15 protein-coding genes and 1 riboswitch are annotated in these 19,013 nt (G+C 61.5%); of the genes, 6 read left to right on the top strand and 9 right to left on the bottom strand.

Translation table 11 applies throughout. The features are described from left to right. Nucleotides 1-206: 206 nt before the first annotated feature. The 5 genes from AC244Q_RS10890 to AC244Q_RS10870 form a co-directional block, all read right to left on the bottom strand. Entirely contained in the window at nucleotides 207-1,274 is a 1,068-nt protein-coding gene (locus AC244Q_RS10890; protein ID WP_017994258.1) for a 3-deoxy-7-phosphoheptulonate synthase, read from the bottom strand. Between the two features lie 309 nt (nucleotides 1,275-1,583). After that, on the bottom strand, nucleotides 1,584-2,165 hold the full coding sequence (locus tag AC244Q_RS10885; RefSeq protein WP_017994257.1) for a hypothetical protein: 582 nt from the start codon (nucleotides 2,163-2,165) through the stop codon (nucleotides 1,584-1,586). A 60-nt stretch (nucleotides 2,166-2,225) separates the two neighbouring features. Beyond that, the gene (locus AC244Q_RS10880) at nucleotides 2,226-4,100 is read right to left on the bottom strand and encodes a methyl-accepting chemotaxis protein (protein WP_017994256.1); all 1,875 of its coding nucleotides are present in this window, start codon (nucleotides 4,098-4,100) and stop codon (nucleotides 2,226-2,228) included. A gap of 281 nt (nucleotides 4,101-4,381) precedes the next feature. Then, entirely contained in the window at nucleotides 4,382-5,785 is a 1,404-nt protein-coding gene (locus tag AC244Q_RS10875) for an MFS transporter (RefSeq protein ID WP_017994254.1), read from the bottom strand. Between the two features lie 218 nt (nucleotides 5,786-6,003). After that, nucleotides 6,004-7,551: an MFS transporter gene (locus tag AC244Q_RS10870; RefSeq protein ID WP_113544980.1), complete on the bottom strand. Its 1,548-nt coding sequence runs from the start codon at nucleotides 7,549-7,551 to the stop codon at nucleotides 6,004-6,006. A 148-nt stretch (nucleotides 7,552-7,699) separates the two neighbouring features. Here AC244Q_RS10870 and AC244Q_RS10865 point away from each other — a divergent pair, with 148 nt between their 5' ends. From AC244Q_RS10865 to AC244Q_RS10855, 3 genes are all read left to right on the top strand, one after another. Next, nucleotides 7,700-8,611, top strand: a complete 912-nt coding sequence (locus AC244Q_RS10865) for a LysR family transcriptional regulator (protein ID WP_162770403.1) — start codon at nucleotides 7,700-7,702, stop codon at nucleotides 8,609-8,611. Then, nucleotides 8,610-8,797, top strand: a riboswitch (cobalamin riboswitch). (Overlaps the previous gene by 2 nt.) 42 nt (nucleotides 8,798-8,839) lie before the next feature. After that, the gene (bluB, locus tag AC244Q_RS10860) at nucleotides 8,840-9,526 is read left to right on the top strand and encodes a 5,6-dimethylbenzimidazole synthase (RefSeq protein WP_017994251.1); all 687 of its coding nucleotides are present in this window, start codon (nucleotides 8,840-8,842) and stop codon (nucleotides 9,524-9,526) included. A gap of 190 nt (nucleotides 9,527-9,716) precedes the next feature. Continuing rightward, on the top strand, nucleotides 9,717-10,463 hold the full coding sequence (locus AC244Q_RS10855) for an SDR family NAD(P)-dependent oxidoreductase (protein WP_012757694.1): 747 nt from the start codon (nucleotides 9,717-9,719) through the stop codon (nucleotides 10,461-10,463). Nucleotides 10,464-10,580: 117 nt separating this feature from the next. Here the strand turns inward: AC244Q_RS10855 and AC244Q_RS10850 are convergent, their stop codons facing one another. Further along, nucleotides 10,581-11,681: a DUF2865 domain-containing protein gene (locus AC244Q_RS10850; protein ID WP_113544981.1), complete on the bottom strand. Its 1,101-nt coding sequence runs from the start codon at nucleotides 11,679-11,681 to the stop codon at nucleotides 10,581-10,583. A 251-nt stretch (nucleotides 11,682-11,932) separates the two neighbouring features. On the opposite strand from AC244Q_RS10850, the gene AC244Q_RS10845 reads away from it, so the two are divergent. Continuing rightward, a complete protein-coding gene (locus AC244Q_RS10845) occupies nucleotides 11,933-12,466 on the top strand; it encodes a ribonuclease H family protein (RefSeq protein ID WP_113544982.1) in 534 nt (177 codons plus the stop codon). A gap of 64 nt (nucleotides 12,467-12,530) precedes the next feature. On the opposite strand, the gene AC244Q_RS10840 is transcribed toward AC244Q_RS10845, so the two are convergent. Then, complete coding sequence (locus AC244Q_RS10840) at nucleotides 12,531-14,843, bottom strand: NADP-dependent malic enzyme (RefSeq protein WP_029875491.1); 2,313 nt, start codon at nucleotides 14,841-14,843, stop codon at nucleotides 12,531-12,533. 156 nt (nucleotides 14,844-14,999) lie between these two features. Then, complete coding sequence (locus AC244Q_RS10835) at nucleotides 15,000-15,620, bottom strand: NADPH-dependent F420 reductase (RefSeq protein ID WP_113544983.1); 621 nt, start codon at nucleotides 15,618-15,620, stop codon at nucleotides 15,000-15,002. Between the two features lie 103 nt (nucleotides 15,621-15,723). Between AC244Q_RS10835 and AC244Q_RS10830 the strand changes: the two genes are divergently transcribed. Both AC244Q_RS10830 and AC244Q_RS10825 read left to right on the top strand, forming a co-directional pair. Next, nucleotides 15,724-16,611 carry a LysR family transcriptional regulator gene (locus AC244Q_RS10830; protein WP_113544984.1) on the top strand — a complete coding sequence of 296 codons (888 nt, stop codon included), beginning with the start codon at nucleotides 15,724-15,726 and terminating at the stop codon, nucleotides 16,609-16,611. Between the two features lie 185 nt (nucleotides 16,612-16,796). Continuing rightward, nucleotides 16,797-18,236: an FAD-binding oxidoreductase gene (locus tag AC244Q_RS10825; RefSeq protein ID WP_012757687.1), complete on the top strand. Its 1,440-nt coding sequence runs from the start codon at nucleotides 16,797-16,799 to the stop codon at nucleotides 18,234-18,236. Between the two features lie 59 nt (nucleotides 18,237-18,295). Here the strand turns inward: AC244Q_RS10825 and AC244Q_RS10820 are convergent, their stop codons facing one another. Beyond that, complete coding sequence (locus AC244Q_RS10820; protein ID WP_128407316.1) at nucleotides 18,296-18,856, bottom strand: TetR/AcrR family transcriptional regulator; 561 nt, start codon at nucleotides 18,854-18,856, stop codon at nucleotides 18,296-18,298. Nucleotides 18,857-19,013 lie beyond the last annotated feature (157 nt).

Here is a 19,013-nt window from a genome sequence, read left to right as displayed (position 1 = left end):
GGCCTCGGGCTCCACCCATGATGGCGGACCGGTTGGTTGGTAACCCCACGTTGCTCGTACCAGTTTTCAAATCGGAACTTGGATCGATCATCCGGGCGTGAGTTATGAAGCCGTATCCGGTAGACGTACCCATGAGATAACCGGGGTTGGCCCCCACCGCCCTGTTGGGCGGCGGGATATCTGCCCGCCGCGCTTGATAGTGCCGCTCAGGCCGCGACGGCGGCCTTGCGACGATCGCGGACGGCGTGGGCCAGATTATCGAGCACGTCGACCGACATGTCCCAGTCGATGCAGCCGTCGGTGATGGACTGGCCGTAGACCAGCGGTTTGCCGGGCACGAGATCCTGGCGGCCGGCGACGAGGTTGCTCTCGATCATCATGCCCTTGATGTGGCGGTTGCCGGCGGCGATCTGCGAGGCCACGGATTTGACGACGCGCGGCTGGTTCATCGGATCCTTGCTGCTGTTGGCATGGCTGGCATCGATCAGGATGCGTGGGGTCACACCCAGTTTGACGGCTTCGCCCACGACAGCTTCGACATCGGCTGCTTCATAGTTCGGCTGTTTGCCGCCACGCAGGATGATGTGGCAGTCCTCATTGCCCTTCGTCGAGGCAATGGCGGCTTGCCCGTCCTTGGTGACGGCGGGGAAATGATGCGGCTGCGAGGCGGCCAGGATGGCGTCGAGCGCGACACGGACGCCGCCGTCAGTGCCGTTCTTGAAGCCGATCGGGCAGGAGAGGCCGGAAGCGAGCTGGCGATGGATCTGGCTTTCCGTCGTGCGGGCGCCGATCGCGCCCCAACTGACGAGGTCGGCAATGTATTGCGGCGTGATCGTCTCGAGGAATTCGACGCCGGCGGGCAGCCCCATGGCATTGACGTCGAGCAGCAGGCGCCTGGCAATCCGAAGCCCCTCCTCGATGCGGTAGCTGCCATCGAGATGCGGGTCGTTCATTAAGCCCTTCCAGCCGACCGTGGTGCGAGGCTTTTCGAAATAGACGCGCATGACGATTTCGAGATCGCTGGAGAAGCGCTGCCGCTGTTCCGCCAGTCGCTCGGCATATTCGCGTGCCGCAGCAGGATCATGGATGGAGCAAGGGCCGATGACGACGATCAGGCGGTCGTCTTCTCCCTCGAGAATCTTATGGATCGCATGGCGGTTGCTGGTTACCGTCTCGCTGACGGCAACGGTTCGGGGGATTTCCGCGATGATATCAGCGGGTTTGGTCAGCGGTGTGATCTCGAGGATGCGGAGATCGTCAATGGTATCGGACACGGTATGGCTCCTGTTTGGTCATACCGTGCGGAACAAAAAAGCCGCCAGGTAGACTAGCGGCTGTTCGGGTTGTCGTCGCGTCGACTTCAGTTACGCATAGACCCGCATCCGCTGGGAGCAGCGGTACCAATAAAATCGCGAGGCGTAGATCGAAGTGGTCGACATCGGGCGTGTGTATCGTCGCGGCAGCATTTTGTCACGCAGAATTTGCGGCTTAAAAACCAGGGCGCGGTATCCTTCCCGCAGGGAGCAGAAAGCATATCGCCCGAAAGCGCTGGGCTTCAGGGCGATATGAAGGAGAAGCCGAGATCAGAGGGCGTCGACGTTCACGCCGACGGTGATGGCGCCGATCGGCGTTCCCTTGTCGTCGGAAATCGTGACGCTTGCCTGCGACTGCAGCGTCTGGGTCGACTCATCCTTTTCGATCTCATCGACGAAGACGGCGTCCTTGCCGGCGCCGAAGGACTTCTGGAATTTGCCCTCGTCGCCCTGCCAGTAGTCGGATGTAGTGTCGCTTTGACCGACATTCAGGCCTTTTGCATCCATGACGAAGATTTCCGTGATCTTGCCGCCGGAAGCCTCCTTCTTTCCCTGAAGGAATTTCGACAGTGCATTGTTGAGCACGCCGTCGATCATCGAGTGGTCTGAGCCATCGACTTCGGCACGCCACTTCTTGTCGAGGGCGTCAACCTCAGCCGCGCTGAGATTGGCGTTGGCAGTGTTCTGCGCCTTGACAGCCTCGATGATGGCTGGGTCGTTGAGCCAGGGCTTGACGTCGCTCGTCACGTAGTCGGAGATCGGGGCAAGCTTGGCATCTTGCGCCATGGATACGCCCATGGGCATGGCAAATGCCGTGCAGGCCAAAAGAAATGCGGGCACGATTTTCTTCATAAGCGTTTCCTTCCTGATTATAGGTTGCTGAGAACTAAGGCTTATCGGATGCAGACGACGTCAGAACTCCTCCCAGGCACCGGGAGCAGCGGCAACGGCGGCATTTCCTGTATGACGCTGCGCGAAGGCTCTGGGCTCAGGACGAGCTTGGCGGGCGGCTTGAACGGGTTTGGGCTGGCTGGCGGTAGACGCACTGACGACGAACCTGCCGGCCGAGTCCTGTAGAAGGCGTCCTTGCGACAGCAGTTCGTGGCAGGCCGCGTTGGTTTCCTCGACCATTGCCGCGTTCTGCTGTGTCGTCTGATCCATCTGGTTGATCGCGCTATTGATTTCCTGCAGGCCCGTCGCCTGTTCGCGATAGGATTGGACGATGGAAGCTATACTGTCGCTGATGCGGTTGATCTGCTCCTCGATCTTCAGGAGTGCGTCACCGGTTTCGTTCACCAGCCCGACGCCCGCGGCAACTTCCTGGCCGGATACGTTGATCAGGTTCTTGATTTCCTTTGCGGCATTTGCCGACCGCTGGGCGAGTTCACGCACTTCCTGCGCAACGACCGCAAAACCCTTGCCGGCCTCGCCGGCGCGCGCGGCCTCGACGCCGGCATTCAGCGCCAGCAGGTTCGTCTGGAAGGCAATCTCGTCGATGACGCCGATGATGCGGCCGATCTGGCTCGACGAGGTTTGGATCCGGTCCATCGCCCCGATCGCATCGCGCACCACCGTCGCCGACACATGGGCGCTCCGTTTTGTCTCCTCGACCAGCTGCCCGGCATTTTCAGCCCGTTGCGACGATGTTCTGACCGTGGTGGTCACCTCATCCAGTGCGGCGGCGGTTTCTTCCAATGCGGCTGCCTGTTGCTCTGTGCGTCTTGCGAGCTGATCCGCGGAGGTCGCCAGCTCGCTCGAGCCAGTTTCGACAGCCACGGAGGCGGTCTTGATCTCTGTCAGGGCGGCTGCGACCGCATCGACCATGTTGTTGAAGTCCTGCCGCAACTTATCGAATTCAGGACCGACATCGGCCAGATGTATCGAGAAGTCGCCAGCGGCGAGCTGTTCCAAGGCATTTTCAAGAGCGTGCATCACCAGCCGCTGCGTGTTGCTGGCCTCTTCTGTCAACATTGCGTTGCGCGCCCGCTCGGCGTCGAGCGAGGCACTCTGCTCGGCAGCCGCCTGCTCTCTCTCGACCTTCGCAATCGCCTCGTGACGGAAAACTTCCAATGCGCGCGCCAGAAAGCCGATCTCGTCGCCATTTTCCCTGTAGGTAACGGGAGAGACCAGATCGCCTTTCTGCAACGCGCTGATTCGTTCGCTGATCACCCTGATGGGTCGGCCGACCAGGTTGCGCATGGCGAGAAGGAAGGCAACGACGGCCATGGCGGTGATCGCGGACTGCGTGAGCAGCGAAATGAGAACTTTCTGCCTGACTTCGGAAGCGATTTTTTCGACGGACCAGTTCGTGACGATGTAACCGGTGGCCTTGCCCGACTTATCCAGCGGGAGCGGCGCGATGATCGTCACGACGCCGGCAGATATTCTACCGTCATCGATGGTCGTCTTTTCCGGTTTCGCGGTGAGGCTCTTCGCCAGATCGGCTGGTGCGGGCAAACCACTGACGCCATCGCGCGCCCAGGTATCGACGGCGGCAGGTTCGGCGTTGAATGCGGCAAACTGCACGAGATCGAGCGAGGGGTCGTCGCGGTAGAGCGAATAAGCCTCTCGAACGGCATTCGCCTTCCCCCATTTCACGCCGCCCGCAGCCAGAGATGCAAATTGCTCGGCATCCTTGGACCAGTTCGCCTTCGCGCCATCGATCAACGCCCGGGTTTCGTACATCCAGGTATAGGTGGCGAAAGCGGAAATGCCGCAGAGGTTGACGGCAACGATAATCGCCGCCAGCTTGGCGGTCAGAGGCATCGTTTTCAAAAAATGAAACATTCCGCGGCGGCCTAGAATTGCGGCTCAGTCGGACATGTTCCCGACTGGCGTATCAATACGGGCATCGACGCTGACGGTCACATCACGAGCCCTCATGCCCATGTCCTGATAGCAACCCAAAACGCGCAAACGCAGTGTGTATTTGATGTGTGAATAAATCATAAAGTAGAATGGGGTGTTGGGGTACACGTGGGTCATTTCACCCTGGCGCCTGCCGGTGCCGAGTCTTGCGAACCGGCGGGTGAGGAATGCTTCCATCGCGCCAGGCAGATCTGTCTCAATCAGCTATTTTCCGCCACGGCCTCTTCGGGCTCGGCATGCCTGCGCTTGCGACCGCGCGCCGTCAGTTCCGCGCCGGCATCATGCGGCAGGCGCAGGAAGGTGATGCAGGCCAGCGCCGAAATCGCCGAGACGCTGAAGAAGGCGATGTGGAAATCGGAGACCAGCAGCCTACCGTCGTGAAAGCTGCTGGAGATTTCGAGGATGCCGCCGGCGATCGCCACGCCCATCGCCATGGAGATACGCTGGGCAACGGCATTGATCGCGGTCGCCTGGCTGCTGTCGGCGTCGTCGACATCGCCGAAGGCCATGGCGTTGACGCCCGAAAAAGCCATGGAGCGGAACAGGCCGCCGATCAGCAGGCAGGCCATGATCAGGAACAGCGGCGTTTCGGCGGTGAAAAGGCCGTTGATGCCGAGGAAGATCGCCGCCAGCAAGGTCGTGATTGATATGACGGTGCGGAAGCCGAAGGCATTGAAGGTACGCGCGGCGGCGAATTTCGAGCCCATGGAGCCGAGCGCGCTGACGAAGGTGACAGAGCCCGATTGCAGCGGCGTCAGGCCGAAGCCGAGCTGCAGCATCAATGGCATCAGGAAGGGCAAGGCGCCGAGCCCCATGCGGAAATTCGAGGCGCCGAGGATCGCCGCCCGGAACATCGGATAACGGAACATCTTCGGATCGAGAAGCGGATAGGGCGCGCGGCGGGCATGGAGGAGGTAGATGAGGCCGGCAAGGATGCCGATCGCAACCGTGACATAACCGTAAATGACGGGCACGGCCGGCAGGCTGATCACCGACACGCCGAAGACGAAGCCAGAGAAGCCGATGCCGCAAAGGAAAAAGCCCGGGAAGTCCATCGGCCGCGGACTGCGTGGCTCGACGGCCGGCAGGAAACGCGTGACGAGGATGATGCCGAGCACGCCGATCGGGACGTTGATCCAGAAGATCCAGTGCCAGGTGAGGTAGGTGGTGAGGAAGCCGCCGATCGGCGGACCCATGATCGGGCCGATCAGAGCGGGAATGGTGAGCCAGGCCATGGCATCGACGAGTTCGTGGCGCGGTGTTCCCCGGACCAGCAGCAAGCGGCTGACCGGCGTCATCATCGAGCCGCCGGCGCCCTGAATCAGGCGCGAGATGACAAAGGCCGTGATCGAGTTTGAAAAGGCGCAGGCGATCGAGCCGATCATGAAGACGAAGATCGCCATGCGGAAGATGTTGCGCGCACCGAAACGATCGGACATCCAGCCGCTGATCGGGATGAAGATCGCCAGCGCCACGAGATAGCTGGTGACGGCGAGCTTCAGCGCGATCGGCGAGGTGCCGATATCGGCGGCGATTGCCGGCAGGCTGGTGGCGATCACGGTCGAATCCATCTGTTCCATGAACAGGGCGACCGCAAGGATCATGGGTGTGAGGCGGGGCACGGGCAACCGGGATGCTGCGATGGACTGTCTCAGTCCATACGCCTTCGGTGGCCATAAGGCCATAGGAACGATGGGGTGAAGAGGCTTGCCAAGCCGCTTCAAACCGACGCGGGGCGGCTGTCTGTTCGCTGCTGGATAGAGGGGGTGCGCGGTGACGTCTTGCTCCATTCTCACCTCCAGAGCATAGCACTGCCTCATCCTCAAACCACAGTCGAATTGCATGCCTCATCTTCGGCGCAGCGGCGAATCTTTCCTGAGCCGAAGACGAGGAAGCTGGCCGTGGCCAGCAGCCACACACCGAGGCCACCGTAGAGCATCACCCGGCCGAATCCCTCGACGAGCGCGTCGCGGATGATGTCGGCGGGCAGATCGGGAAGGGAGGCGATGTTTCCAGCGGAGATGCGTTCAGCCATAGCCCGCAGTTGTTCCGGGCCGAGCGTCGCCGGCAGGACGTTTTCTAGATGTGAGAACACCCCGCTGACCAGGATGAAGCCCATCACCGCGATATTGATCGCGAGTGAGATCATCCGGGCGCTCATATCGATCCCCGATGCCATGCCGGCGCGGTCACGCGCAACTGCGCCTGTCGTCGTGTTGGTGACGGGGGTATTGGTCATTCCGAGGCCGAGGCCCGACAGCAATGAGCCGGGCAGCATGGTCAGCCAGCTTGCTGCGGCGGAGGCGGCTCCAAGCCGCATCAGCAGGAAACCGAGGCCGATCGTGAATAGGCCGATTGGAATGACGAGACCGGGGCGATAGCGCAGCGAGAGCCGCTCGGCCAGCGGCGGGACGATGAGCGTGGGAAGCGTATAGGCGAGCAGCGACAAACCGGCGGCGAGACTACCATAACCAAGGCCTGCCTGAAACCAGATCGGCAGATAGATCATGAAGGGCCAAAAGCTGATATTCATTGCGATCGAGCCGATTATGGCGCCGGAGAAGGCACGGATTCGAAAGACCGAGACATCGAACATCGGCCGCGAATTGATCTTCTCTGCGACGATGAAGGCTATGAAACTTGCGGCCGAAAGGCAGATGACCGCAAGTGCCGTAGTACTGCCAAAACCGAGGGCCGGTCCCTGGGTGATGTAGAAGGCAAGGCAGAAGACGGAAAGCGACAGGCTGGCGATGCCCGCGATATCGAGGCTTTTCGCCTCCGGGTCACGCGATTCGCGGACGCCGAAGACGGCGAGCGTGGCTGTCACGACCGCCAGCACGACATGGACTAGGAATACCCATTCCCACGTCGATAAGGCCGCGATCGTAACGCCGATGAGCGGCCCGAATCCCAAGCCGATGCCGAAGATAATCCCCCACCAGCCGAAGGCCATGCCGCGCTGCCGGCCCTCTGGAAACTGGTGCGAGAGGACGGCCACCTGGCAGATCAGCATAGCGCCGCCACTCATGCCCTGGAGGAAGCGGGCGACGATCAGAACGGATGCATTGTCCGCGAGCCCGCAGATCAGCGAGGTCAAGCCGAAGGCAATGATGCCGATCAGGAAGACGCGCTTGCGGCCATAACGGTCGGCCAGCGTGCCCGTTGCCATAAGCACCGTTGTCACCGCGATCGTATAGGCATTCATGATCCATTGAAGTTGCTGGAAATCGGCATGCAGCACCGCCTCCAGCGTCGGCAATATCGCGGGTACGCTTGAGATCTCCAGGCCGAACATCAGGGATGAAAGGCAAGCAGCTGCCAAGGCGACGATGCCCTGCAGCCTGGATGAGATGATGGAAGCGGGTGACATGGTTATCCTTTCAGCACGGGATGAGCGACGGCGAAATCCCGATGACAGGTGAAATCGATGCGCTGCCGGGAGCCACCATAATCGTCACTTGACCATAACTGAATTGGATGATTTTCTATTTCAGAAACAACAATTTCGGATGATTGATATGACGATGCTCGATGTGGATGCGGTCCGGGCGTTCGTGACTATTGCCGAGCTGCAGAGCTTCACCCGCGCCGCTGAGGCGTTAGGCAGCACCCAGGCCGCAATTAGCGTCAAGTTGAAGCGGTTGGAGGAGCGGCTCGGCCACAGGCTGATCGAGCGGACCCCGCGTTTGGTGCGCCTGTCGGCGCAGGGCGCGGTCTTTCTTCAATCCGCGCGGGATTTCATCGGCGCTCATGATCGTGCGGTCGCAGCTCTTTCCTCGACAAGCCGGCACTTCACGCTCGGCATAGCCGCGCATGTGGCGGGGCCGGAGGTTCCGACGATTCTGGCGCGTCTCAGCGCTCACGATCCAGGGCTGACGATCGAGGTGCGGCTCGACAATTCTCGAGTGTTGCTCGATGCATTCGATCGCGGTGAGCTGGATGCGGCGATCATTCGCCGGGAGGAGGACCGGCGTGACGGCGAGGTGCTGGGGCCGGAGCATTTCGGGTGGTTCGCGGCACCGCAGTTCGAGTATCGCCGCGGCGAGCCGCTGCGTCTTGCTGCGCTGTCACCGTCCTGTGGCGTCCACAACATCGCCACCCACGCGCTCGATGGTGCAGGAATCGCCTGGAACGAGGTTTTCCTCGGCGGGGGCTCGCTGGTGATGACGGCGGCGGTGTCGGCTGGACTTGCGGTCGCGGCATTCTCCCACCGTCTTGCGCCGGTGGGCTCGATTGAAGTGAGTCAGCGCTTCAGCCTGCCGCCGCTGCCCTCGTCGGAGATTGTCCTGCATTCGACACTAACGGATGCAAGATCGCGCTCGGCGCTCAGAACGCTGGCTGCGGCGTTCAGGGAACATCGCGCCGCTGCCAAACCGAACGCGGCTTCAACGCCACATCGGGTCCAGCTTGCCGCCGCGCCGGTTTCCTGAAATAGATGCGCCGTCAGGTGCCCGCCGGTAAGGCGGGAGAATCGGGAATCTGGTGCAAGACCGGAACGTGCCCAACGCTGTAAGGCCGACGCCTGCCGCTTCATCACGCCACTGGCTTTTCGCCGGGAAGGCTGCGGCAGACGGATGACGCCGAGTCAGAAGACCGGCCTGGCAAGATAGACCGATCCGCGCGGACGGCGGGGCGGTCGCGTTGTTTGGGATTTGACGATGCGACCCTTTGATGAGGATGCCCTTTCGGCGGCATCCGGTTTTTCCTTGATCGAACGCGAGGCCGTCTATCACGCGATCATGACGCGGCGTGACGTTCGCAGTCAGTTCCTCCCCGACCCTTTGCCCGACGATGTCGTGAAGCGGTTGCTGACGGCAGCGCATCACGCGCCGTCGGTTGGTTTCATGCAGCCGTGGAATTTCATTCTGGTGAAAAGCCCAACTGTGCGGGCGCGCGTCCGGGACGCCTTTGCGAGCGCCAACGAGGAGGCGGCGCAGATGTTTGCCGGCGAGCGGCGGCAGGCCTACCGCGCCCTCAAGCTCGAAGGCATCGTGGAGGCGCCGCTCGGCATATGCGTGACCTGCGATCCCACGCGTAGTGGCAGCGTGGTGCTGGGGCGCACCCACAATCCGAAGATGGATTCATATTCGACCGTCTGCGCCATCCAAAATCTCTGGCTGGCGGCGCGGGCGGAAGGGGTCGGCATCGGTTGGGTCAGCATTTTTCGCGAAGGCGATCTAAAGAGCATTCTCGGCATACCCGAGCATATCGAGGTGGTCGCCTGGCTCTGTGCCGGTTTCGTCGACCGGCTCTATGACGAGCCGGAACTCTCCGTCAAAGGCTGGCGGCAGCGGCTACCGCTCGAGGAACTCGTCTTTCATGATGGATGGGGACTGAACGCCTAGGGCAGTGCGGTGGAGCATCGCCTCAATCGCACAGTCACGCCATTGACAGTCAAGGTGAGCAAACCGGTATCGCCGACGCCGTGCGAGGCCGAGATGTCTTTATTCCTGACCGTCATATCGATACGCTGAAGGCGAAGTCCCGGAATTGGATATTCGGCTATCGGCGGCTCAATCGGAGGATAACGGCCCAATGAACATGATCGACTTGAAGGAACGCATCATCGTAATCACAGGCGGTGCGCGCGGCATCGGCTACGCGATCGCAGAGCGCGTCATCCAGTCTGGTGGCAAGGTGGCCATTTGGGACCTGAACGAAAACATGGCGAAGGACAGCGCTTCCGCTCTCGGATCCGGCACGGTTGCTTTCGGCGTCAATGTCGCAGATCCCGTATCAGTGAAAAACGCGGCGGGGAGGACCGAGGAGATTTTTGGCCGTATTGATGGCCTCGTCAATTCCGCCGGGATTACCGGTCCGGTAAAACCCACGATCGAATACGATGTCAGCGAGTGGAAAGATGTTGTCGATGTCTGCCTCACGGGAACCTTCAACTGCTGCCGGCACGTCGTTCCGGTTATGTTGAAGCGCGACTACGGGCGGATCGTGAACATCTCCTCGGTTGCGGGCAAGGAGGGAAATCCGAACATCGCCGCCTACAGCGCAGCGAAAGCCGGGGTGCTGGGCTTCACCAAGTCTCTTGGCAAGGAACTCGCAAAGACGGGAATCGCCGTGAACGCGGTAACGCCGACCACAGCAAAGACACCCATATTGGACGGGCTGACAGCCGAGTTTATCGAATATATGCGCGTCCGCATTCCGCGCGACCGTTTTGCCGAACTTCACGAGATCGCTTCGATGGTCGTCTGGCTGCTCTCTGAAGAGAACTCCTTCACGACCGCATCGACGTTCGACCTGAGCGGCGGTCGTACGACCTACTGACCATGCTCAAGCGACCCGCATTCACATCGCGCCGCACGTTCACGTGACATAGCTGTCATCTCATGCACCTTGGCACAACGCCGCTATAGCTCGGCCACCGCCGTTCCAGCTGTTCGATCACTGCTGCTGTTGCGGCTGCGGACCTGACGTTGCCGGGTTGGCGAGATCGATCGAGCCCTGATCGCCGGCCAGGAACTGCGGGCCGACCTGACGGACGCGGTTCTGCGCCGGATCGTAGGGGCGCTCGGGAACGGACGGCTGCGGTGCGATCTGCGCTGCCGCATCCTTCGCCGGGGGATTGGTGCGGATGGTGGTGATCGAGCCCTGCTGCGGCGGTTCGCTCAACGTCTGCTTGCCGCGCATCTCCTCGTAATAGGCGGTGAGATTGCAGGTGCAAGCGGACTTTTCCCCGGGCGTGCGGTTCTTGTAGGCAAAGGCATTTTTCATGGCGCTGTAGGGCGTGCCCGTTGCGACCGCGATCATGTTCGAGGCTTCGGTGCTCGTCACGTCACGATAGAACAGTTCGGTCTCGATGCCCGGGCACATCTTGGCGCAGGTCTGGGCGTCGCGGCCGAAATCGACCGAGGTGGCGTTCGAGCTGATCGGGAAGAAGCCACCGTCGCAGCTGCGCACACACATGGTGCTGACCGGCGAGAGCATCTCGGCCCGCGGCAGGTCGTAGCGCGGATCGACCTCTTCACCGCCGCCGAGCGGAATGAAGGTATCAGTGCGCATCGCCTGTTCCTCGACGCTCGGAGCCGGTTCGTTGGCGCTGCGATCGCTCGGAGCATAGAAATTTTCGCTGTTGCAGCCATTGCGGTCGAGAGCCGCGACCAGTTCGCGGCGCGCGCCGTCATCGGCACCGTTCTGGCCGGCCAGTTCGTTGCGGCGGTCCTGGAGATAGCGGATATTGTCGATCATGCGGGCTTCGGACTGCGAGAGTTCGGCGCAATAATCGGCATTCTCGCCGCCGATCACGACCATGCTGCCCGAGGTGCAGTCATTGCTGCGCAGCTCGTTGCGAACCTTGCGCAGCTCGAGGTTCTGTTCGGCCATGGCACTGGAATATTGGCGCGCCTCCGGGCCGTTGCCATTGCCGATCGATCGCGGCAAGTCGGCAAGGCGACCGCGCAGGTCCTCACAGACGGCGCTGCTTTGCGCGGCGGCCGGCGCCGCAAGGGCAAGGAGAAGGGCAAGAGACAGGTTTCGGCGTTTCACGGCGTCGTCCCGGAATGAGCAAAAGAATCGATCGGTCGATTGCGGCCTCGATCGCAGCGGGTTTCTCTTAGGGTATTTCTCTTAATAAGCTGGGATAAATTCCTAGCGTATTTTCGCGATTTTAGCCAGCGGACCGCCAGAGACCCAGTGTTCGATTATGAGGAGGCTGCCGGTGGTAATCAACGAGGCTAAGTGCTCCACTCCAATCTCCTCAGCGGCTTGGGGAACGTACTCATATCCGGACGTCGAAAATGACAGGTATTGCCAACGAACTCAGCTCCCCCGCAACGACAGTCGGGCTGCCGGAAACCCAACACGGCTTCCACGTCTTCGTGGACGGTTGTTATGAACCCGGTTCCGGGCGCGGAGGGTGGGCCTTTGTCGTTTACCGCGATGCGGCGGAAATCGCGTCCGGCTTCGGGGGCGCCGAAGATTCCGCCAATAATTCGATGGAATTGACCGCCGTGCTCAGGGCGGCAATCTGGATCAACAGCGAGGCAAGCGGCGAGCCCGCGACCATCTGGTCCGATTCCGTCTATGCCGTCAAAGGCTGCAACAGCTGGCGACATATCTGGAAGAACAACGGCTGGAAGAAAAGCAGTCCGAATGGGAATGCCCGAAGGCGAACGATCGCCAATGCGGAACTCTGGAAAGCAGTCGATCTTCAACTATCCCAGAATGCGCTCATGACCATTGCCTGGTGCAAGGGCCATTCCGGCATTGCCGGTAACGAACGCGCCGATGTGCTCGCGGATAAAGGGCGCCTGTCGATACGGAGTGCCTGAGACGGCATCAGGACATGTGTCGGGACGACTTCAGGGTCTTTACGCTGTGTTGCGGGCAACCGGCTCAAGCCGGTTGCGATGCCTCGACGACGGCGAGTGCCGCCATATTAACGACGCCGCGGGAAGTGACCGAGGGGGCGAGGATATGGGCGGGCAGGGCGGTGCCGAGCAGGATCGGGCCGACATGCAGGCCGTCGGTCATCGACTTGACCACGCCGAGGGTGATGTTGGCGGCATCGAGGTTCGGGAAGACCAGGAGGTTCGCCTCGTCGTGCAGGGTCGTGTCCGGCATGACACGCTTGCGCAGTGCTTCGGTGATGGCGCTTTCGCCGTGCATCTCACCGTCGACCTCAAGGTCGGGCGCGGCTTCGCGCACGAGCTGCAGGGCGTTGCGCATCTTCGTGGCGCTTTCGGATTCACGCGAGCCGAAATTGGAATGCGAAACCAGGGCGGCGCGCGGCGTGAGGCCGAAACGGCGGATTTCCTCGGCCGCCAGCACCGTCGCTTCGGCGACCTCTTCGGCAGTCGGATTGAAGGTGACGTAGGTGTCGGTGAAGAAGGTGGCGCCGCGCTGCGAAATCATCAGGCTCAGGGCTGAGAAATCGCGGACATCTTTGCGCTTGCCGATGATCAGGCGGACGTCGCGCAGATGCTTCTCGTATCGCCCTTCCAGGCCGCAGATCAGCGCATCGGCCTCGCCGCGCCTCAGCGCCAGCGCGCCGATGACGGTGGTGTTGGTGCGCACGATCGTGCGGGCCGCTTCCGGGATGACGCCGCGGCGGCCGACGAGGGAGAAATAGAGATCGACATATTCGCGGAAGCGCGGATCGTCTTCCGGATTGATGACTTCGAAATCCTGCAGCGGCCGGATGCGCAAGCCGTATCGCTTCAGGCGCGTCTCGATGACTTGCGGGCGGCCGATCAGGATCGGTTCGGCAAGGCCTTCCTCGAGCAGCACCTGGGCGGCGCGCAGCACGCGCTCGTCCTCGCCTTCGGAAAAGATGACGCGCTTGCGTTCCGCGGCCTTGGCCGCGGTAAAGATCGGCTTCATGACGAAGCCGGAGCGGAAGACGAAGCGGTTCAGCTGGTCGAGATAAGCGTCGAAATCCTGGATCGGGCGGCGCGCGACGCCGCTCTGTTCGGCGGCCTTGGCGACTGCAGGTGCGATGCGCAGGATCAGGCGCGGATCGAAGGGCGAGGGGATGAGATAGTCAGGGCCGAAGACCGGAGTTTCACCGGAATAGGCACGGGCGGCGACATCCGACGGTTCTTCGCGGGCAAGGGCTGCGATGGCGCGCACGGCCGCCATCTTCATTTCCTCGTTGATCGTCTCAGCGCCGCAATCGAGCGCGCCGCGGAAGATATAGGGAAAGCAGAGGACGTTATTGACCTGGTTGGCGAAATCCGAGCGGCCGGTGCAGATCATCGCGTCGGGACGGGCAGCGCGGGCGAGATCGGGCATGATCTCCGGCGTCGGATTGGCAAGCGCCATGATCAACGGCTTGTCGGCCATCTGCGCCAGCAGCTCCGGCTTCAACACGCCGGCGGCCGAAAGGCCGAGGAAGACGTCGGCGCCGCCGATATTTTCGGCGAGCGTGCGCGTATCGCTCTTCTGGGCATAGATGGATTTCCATTCGTCCATCAACTCGATACGGCCCTCATAGACGAGGCCTTCGAGATCGTGGACCCAGATGTTTTCGCGTTTTGCCCCGAGAATGACCAGCAGGTTGAGGCAGGCAAGGGCGGCAGCACCGGCGCCAGAGGCGACGATCTTGATGTCGGCGATGTTCTTGCCGGCGAGTTCCAGCCCGTTCAGGATCGCGGCGGCGACGATGATCGCCGTGCCGTGCTGGTCGTCGTGGAAGACGGGGATCTTCATCTTCTCGCGCAGGCGCCGCTCGACCTCGAAACATTCCGGCGCCTTGATGTCTTCGAGGTTGATGCCGCCGAAAGTCGGCTCCAGCGAGGCGATGGTCGAGACCATCTGCTCGACGCCCGGGGCATCGATCTCGATATCGAAGACGTCGATGCCGGCGAATTTCTTGAAGAGCACGGCCTTGCCCTCCATGACCGGCTTGGAGGCCAGCGGGCCGATATTGCCGAGGCCGAGCACGGCGGTGCCGTTTGAAATGACGGCGACGAGATTGGCGCGCGAGGTATATTCGGCCGCCATCTCGGGATTGTCGCGGATGGCAAGGCAGGGGGCGGCAACGCCGGGCGAATAGGCGAGCGCCAGGTCGCGCTGGTTGCCGAGCGGCTTGGTCGCCTGGATCTCAAGCTTGCCGGGGCGGGGATAGCGGTGGAAGAAAAGCGCCTGTTCGTCGAGATCACCGCTCGTCAGGTTCTTTTCTGTCTTCGATTTTTCCGGGTGATCCATCGCCGCCTCCGTGCACGTCTTTTGAGCTCCCTCCATACATCAATCGGATACCGGCGACAGTATGGAAATGGCGGAGTTGGCGAGTTTTTGTCCGGGCAACAAAAACATCCCGTCCGTGAGGACGGGATGTCGGTCCTGCCGATCGATGAGATGACCTCAGGCGGCGAGGTTTATCCAGGCAGGGGCGATGACGGTTCCGCGGCCGAGGCCGTAGCCGAGGCGGATATTGAGCATGCCGAGCGGCTCCAGGAGCTTGGCAGCGTCGAGGCCTCCGGTCTTTTCGACGGCAAATCCCGCGTCCACGATCAGTCTGGAAACCTTTTCCACCGCGTCTTCGTCATTTCCGGCGACGAATACCGGCACCTTGGCCGTGGCGTCGCGGGACGCGTTGAAGAGCTCGGCGAAGATGGTGTTGAAAGCTTTGACCACCTTGGAGCCGGTCGCGGCATTCTGGATTTTGTCGGCGGCGGAGGTCTCGTGGCCGAAGAGCAGACCGGAGAAATCGGGCTTCAGGGGATTGCTGATGTCGACGACGATCTTGCCCGACAGCGACGGCGAGGCGGCGATCTCAAGAGCGCTGGCATAGGGAACGGCGAGGATGACGATCCCCGCGGCGGCGATCGCGTCTGCAATGGTAGCACTTTCAACACCGAGGCTTTCGGCAAGGCTGCGCGCGCCCGGATCGTTACGTGCCGCGATGATCAGGTCAGTCTTCCCTGCAAGGCGTGAGGCCAGGCCCTTGCCCATGTTTCCGATGCCGATAATTGCAGTCTTCATCGTTCTGTCTCCTGTTTCCGATGTGATGGTCACAGGGATACATCCGAAATATTCCGTCGTTAATTGCATTGATCCCGGTAACAGAGATGCATAAAAGTATCGAATGCCCGATCTTCTGAACTTGCAGACCCTCATTGCCGCCGCGACGTCGGGGAGTTTCGCCGCTGCCGCGAAACGGCTCGGCATTTCGCCTGCCATGGTCGGCAGGCGCATCCAGGCGCTGGAGCAGGAGTATGGGGTCAAGCTGATCGAACGCACGACGCGTACGCAGCGGCTGACCGAGGTCGGGTCCCGCTTCCTCGTCAAGGCAAACAGAATCATCGACGAGTTGGAGGAACTCAACGACATCTCCCGGCCTGACGCCGAGGCCATGTCGGGACGCCTGCGTCTAAGCGCTCCGACGACACTGGGGATCAAGCGGCTTGCGCCTGTCATGGCCGAACTCGCGGAGCGGCATCCGGCACTTTCGGTCGAGCTCAATCTCAGCGACCGCAATGTCGACTTGGTGGCCGAAGGGTATGATCTAGCGATCCGGATCGGCGAATTGAAGCCTTCGTCGCTTATCGCGCGGCGTGTCGGCAGCTATCATTTCGTCTGCTGCGCCTCTCCCGCATATCTCGATAGATTTGCCGTGCCGGAGAGGCCCGAGGATATTCGCCTCGGCCGCTGCATTCTCAACCTCAATCTCGTGCCCCGCGACGAATGGCCGTTCGAGACAAAGGGCGGTGAAGGTTTCACGGTTGGGGTTCGCGGCAACATCGAGATAGACAACGGAGAGGCGCTGCGAATGGCAGCGCTCGCCGGGGCAGGCATCATCTACGTCCCGGTGGATCTCGTGGCGGAAGACATAGCGGATGGCAGGCTCGTGGAAGTTCTCGCCGGCTGGCGGAAACTGGTGCTGCCGATCCACGCCATTCATCCGTCACGCCGGTTCGTGCCCGGCAGGGTTGGCGCGATCATTGATGCCATTGCTCGGGGGCTGCGGGATTAGGGATTGTTCCGCCGCGTGCGGGATTGCCGCCGCAGTCATCGATTTCCGATGAAAATTCAATAGGAAGTCGCTTCCTTTCTTTGCTGCCGCCGAGGGCTAATCCTTTTCGAAACTTGTTTGAGGATCGTAGCAAGCGCAAAATGCCGGCCGCGACGGTGCGGGGCGCCGGTCGCATGGAGGAAACCATGGACAATTTGAACCTCACGACCCTGCAAAGGGGGCAGACGATGGTCAATGACGTGGCCATCGATGCCTTTGCCGCCGGATTTCGCGGCAGTCTCCTGACCAGTAAGGACTTGGATTACAATGAAGCGCGGACGATCTGGAATGCGATGATCGACCGCCGGCCCGGGATTATCGCGCGTTGCGCCGGTGCTGCCGATGTTGTGCGGGCGGTAAGGTTTGCACGCGACAATAATTTGCTCCTTTCGGTGCGTGGCGGCGGCCACGGCATTGCCGGCAATGCGGTCTGCGAGGGCGGTATCGTCATCGACCTGTCGGCGATGAAATCGGTGCGGGTCGATCCGCAAACGCGGCGCGCCAGGATCGAGCCGGGTGCAACGCTTGCCGATGTCGACCAGGAAACGCTGGCCTTCGGGCTGGTGCTACCGACTGGTATCAATTCCACCACCGGCATCGCCGGCCTGACGCTCGGCGGTGGTTTCGGCTGGCTGACCCGTAAATTCGGGCTCACGATCGACAATCTGCTGTCGGTGGACGTGGTGACGGCCGATGGCGAGCTGGTCAAGGCGAGCGAAACGGAAAAGCCTGATCTCTTCTGGGCGTTGCGCGGCGGAGGCGGCAATTTCGGCGTCGTGACCTCCTTCGAATTCAAACTCAACCCTCTCAACACGGAGGTTCTTGCTGGGCTGGTCGTGCATCCCTTCGCTGACGCGGAAAGCGTGCTCAAGGAGTACCGGCAGGCGCTGGAGACGGCACCTGACGAACTGACCTGCTGGGTGGTGATGCGCCAGGCGCCGCCGTTGCCGTTCCTTCCCGCGGAATGGCACGGCAAGGAAATCGTCGTGCTCGCCATGTGCTATTGCGGAGACATCGCGGCGGGCGAAAAGGCAACGGCCAGATTGCGGGCGATCGGAAAACCGATTGCCGACGTCGTCGGTCCGGTGCCGTTCACCGGCTGGCAGCAGGCATTCGACCCGTTGCTCACCCCCGGTGCGCGCAATTACTGGAAGAGCCAGGATTTCGCCTCCCTTCCGGATGCGGCGATCGACGTGCTGCTCAACGCCGTGCGCAAGCTGCCCGGCCCGGAATGCGAGATCTTCATCGCCCATATCGGCGGCGCGGCCGGCCGTGTGCCGACCGAGGCCACCGCATTTCCGCAGCGCAGCTCGCATTTCGTCATGAATGTGCATGCGCGCTGGCGGGAAGCCGGGATGGATGGAAGCTGCATCGGTTGGGCGCGGGAGCTTTTCGAGGCAACCAAGCCGCATGCGGTCGGCACCGCCTACATCAACTTCATGCCCGAAGACGAAGGCGACCGCGTCGAGACTGCCTACGGCGCCAACTACGCTCGCCTTGCCGAGATCAAGCGGCGCTACGATCCGAACAATCTGTTCCGGATGAATCAGAACGTCAAACCGATGGCGGCCGTGCGCGCTGCCTAGCCCGACCATCCCGCGCTCGGGTGATATACTCGGGCGCGGGATGAGGCGTCAATCGCTTGTCACCCTTCGGTGAGTTCGATCAATTCGTGCAACAGCGCCGTATCATCGGACGCGGCATGGTCGTCAGGCCTCAGAACATGGGCAAGCCATGCGCCGTCCGCCGCCAGGCGAACGATCTCGAGCCGCATTCCCACGTCGGTTTCAGCGTGCCTGACCAGCCGGTCATTCATCCATCTATGCCAGAGGCTCTTGGAGTAGGGGTCGGAAAGCACCGTCATCGTCTGCGCCGACCACGGGCTGTTGTTGAGGGCACGGTCGGAAAACAGGGTGCGGACGTAGGCGCGGGTGAATGTGCCGTGGCCGCCCTTGTCCCTTTCCAGTTCCTCGTCGATCTCGCGGTCGAGGTTTTCCATCATGCCGTCGAACACGGCCTCTATAAGAGCCTGCTTATTGGGGAAGTGGTGAAACAGACCCCCCTTGGTCACGCCGGCAGCACTTGCGACTGCCTGCAGGCTGACGGCGGCGAGACCATGTTCCAGCGCCAGCTTGGTGGCGCAATCGAGAAGAGCCTGCCGCACGACATCCGGCTGTTTCTTTCTGTTGCGGGGGCTATCTACCAATGCATGACCTGTGTTCGAGATAAGCTTCGCGCCGAGGCGCGCGAGAGGATCAGTATCACTCCCGGGATCGCCGAGCCATGGGAGTTCCGACCATGATAATGCTATCATACCAACCGGTAGGTATCTTGCAAAGCAAAAAAAGATCGACTATCTGTCG

This window comes from Rhizobium sp. CB2179, assembly GCF_057653455.1.
This window is presented reverse-complemented; position numbering and strand designations above follow the sequence as displayed.

Bases quoted from the DNA above. Each gene is read 5' to 3' on its own strand.
- AC244Q_RS10865 (WP_162770403.1), top strand. From the start codon at position 7,700: ATGACGATGCTCGATGTGGATGCGGTCCGGGCGTTCGTGACTATTGCC.
- AC244Q_RS10880 (WP_017994256.1), bottom strand. From the start codon at position 4,100: ATGTTTCATTTTTTGAAAACGATGCCTCTGACCGCCAAGCTGGCGGCG.
- bluB (WP_017994251.1), top strand. From the start codon at position 8,840: ATGCGACCCTTTGATGAGGATGCCCTTTCGGCGGCATCCGGTTTTTCC.
- AC244Q_RS10855 (WP_012757694.1), top strand. From the start codon at position 9,717: ATGAACATGATCGACTTGAAGGAACGCATCATCGTAATCACAGGCGGT.
- AC244Q_RS10885 (WP_017994257.1), bottom strand. From the start codon at position 2,165: ATGAAGAAAATCGTGCCCGCATTTCTTTTGGCCTGCACGGCATTTGCC.
- AC244Q_RS10845 (WP_113544982.1), top strand. From the start codon at position 11,933: ATGACAGGTATTGCCAACGAACTCAGCTCCCCCGCAACGACAGTCGGG.
- AC244Q_RS10830 (WP_113544984.1), top strand. From the start codon at position 15,724: ATGCCCGATCTTCTGAACTTGCAGACCCTCATTGCCGCCGCGACGTCG.
- AC244Q_RS10835 (WP_113544983.1), bottom strand. From the start codon at position 15,620: ATGAAGACTGCAATTATCGGCATCGGAAACATGGGCAAGGGCCTGGCC.
- AC244Q_RS10825 (WP_012757687.1), top strand. From the start codon at position 16,797: ATGGACAATTTGAACCTCACGACCCTGCAAAGGGGGCAGACGATGGTC.
- AC244Q_RS10870 (WP_113544980.1), bottom strand. From the start codon at position 7,551: ATGTCACCCGCTTCCATCATCTCATCCAGGCTGCAGGGCATCGTCGCC.
- AC244Q_RS10875 (WP_017994254.1), bottom strand. From the start codon at position 5,785: ATGATCCTTGCGGTCGCCCTGTTCATGGAACAGATGGATTCGACCGTG.
- AC244Q_RS10840 (WP_029875491.1), bottom strand. From the start codon at position 14,843: ATGGATCACCCGGAAAAATCGAAGACAGAAAAGAACCTGACGAGCGGT.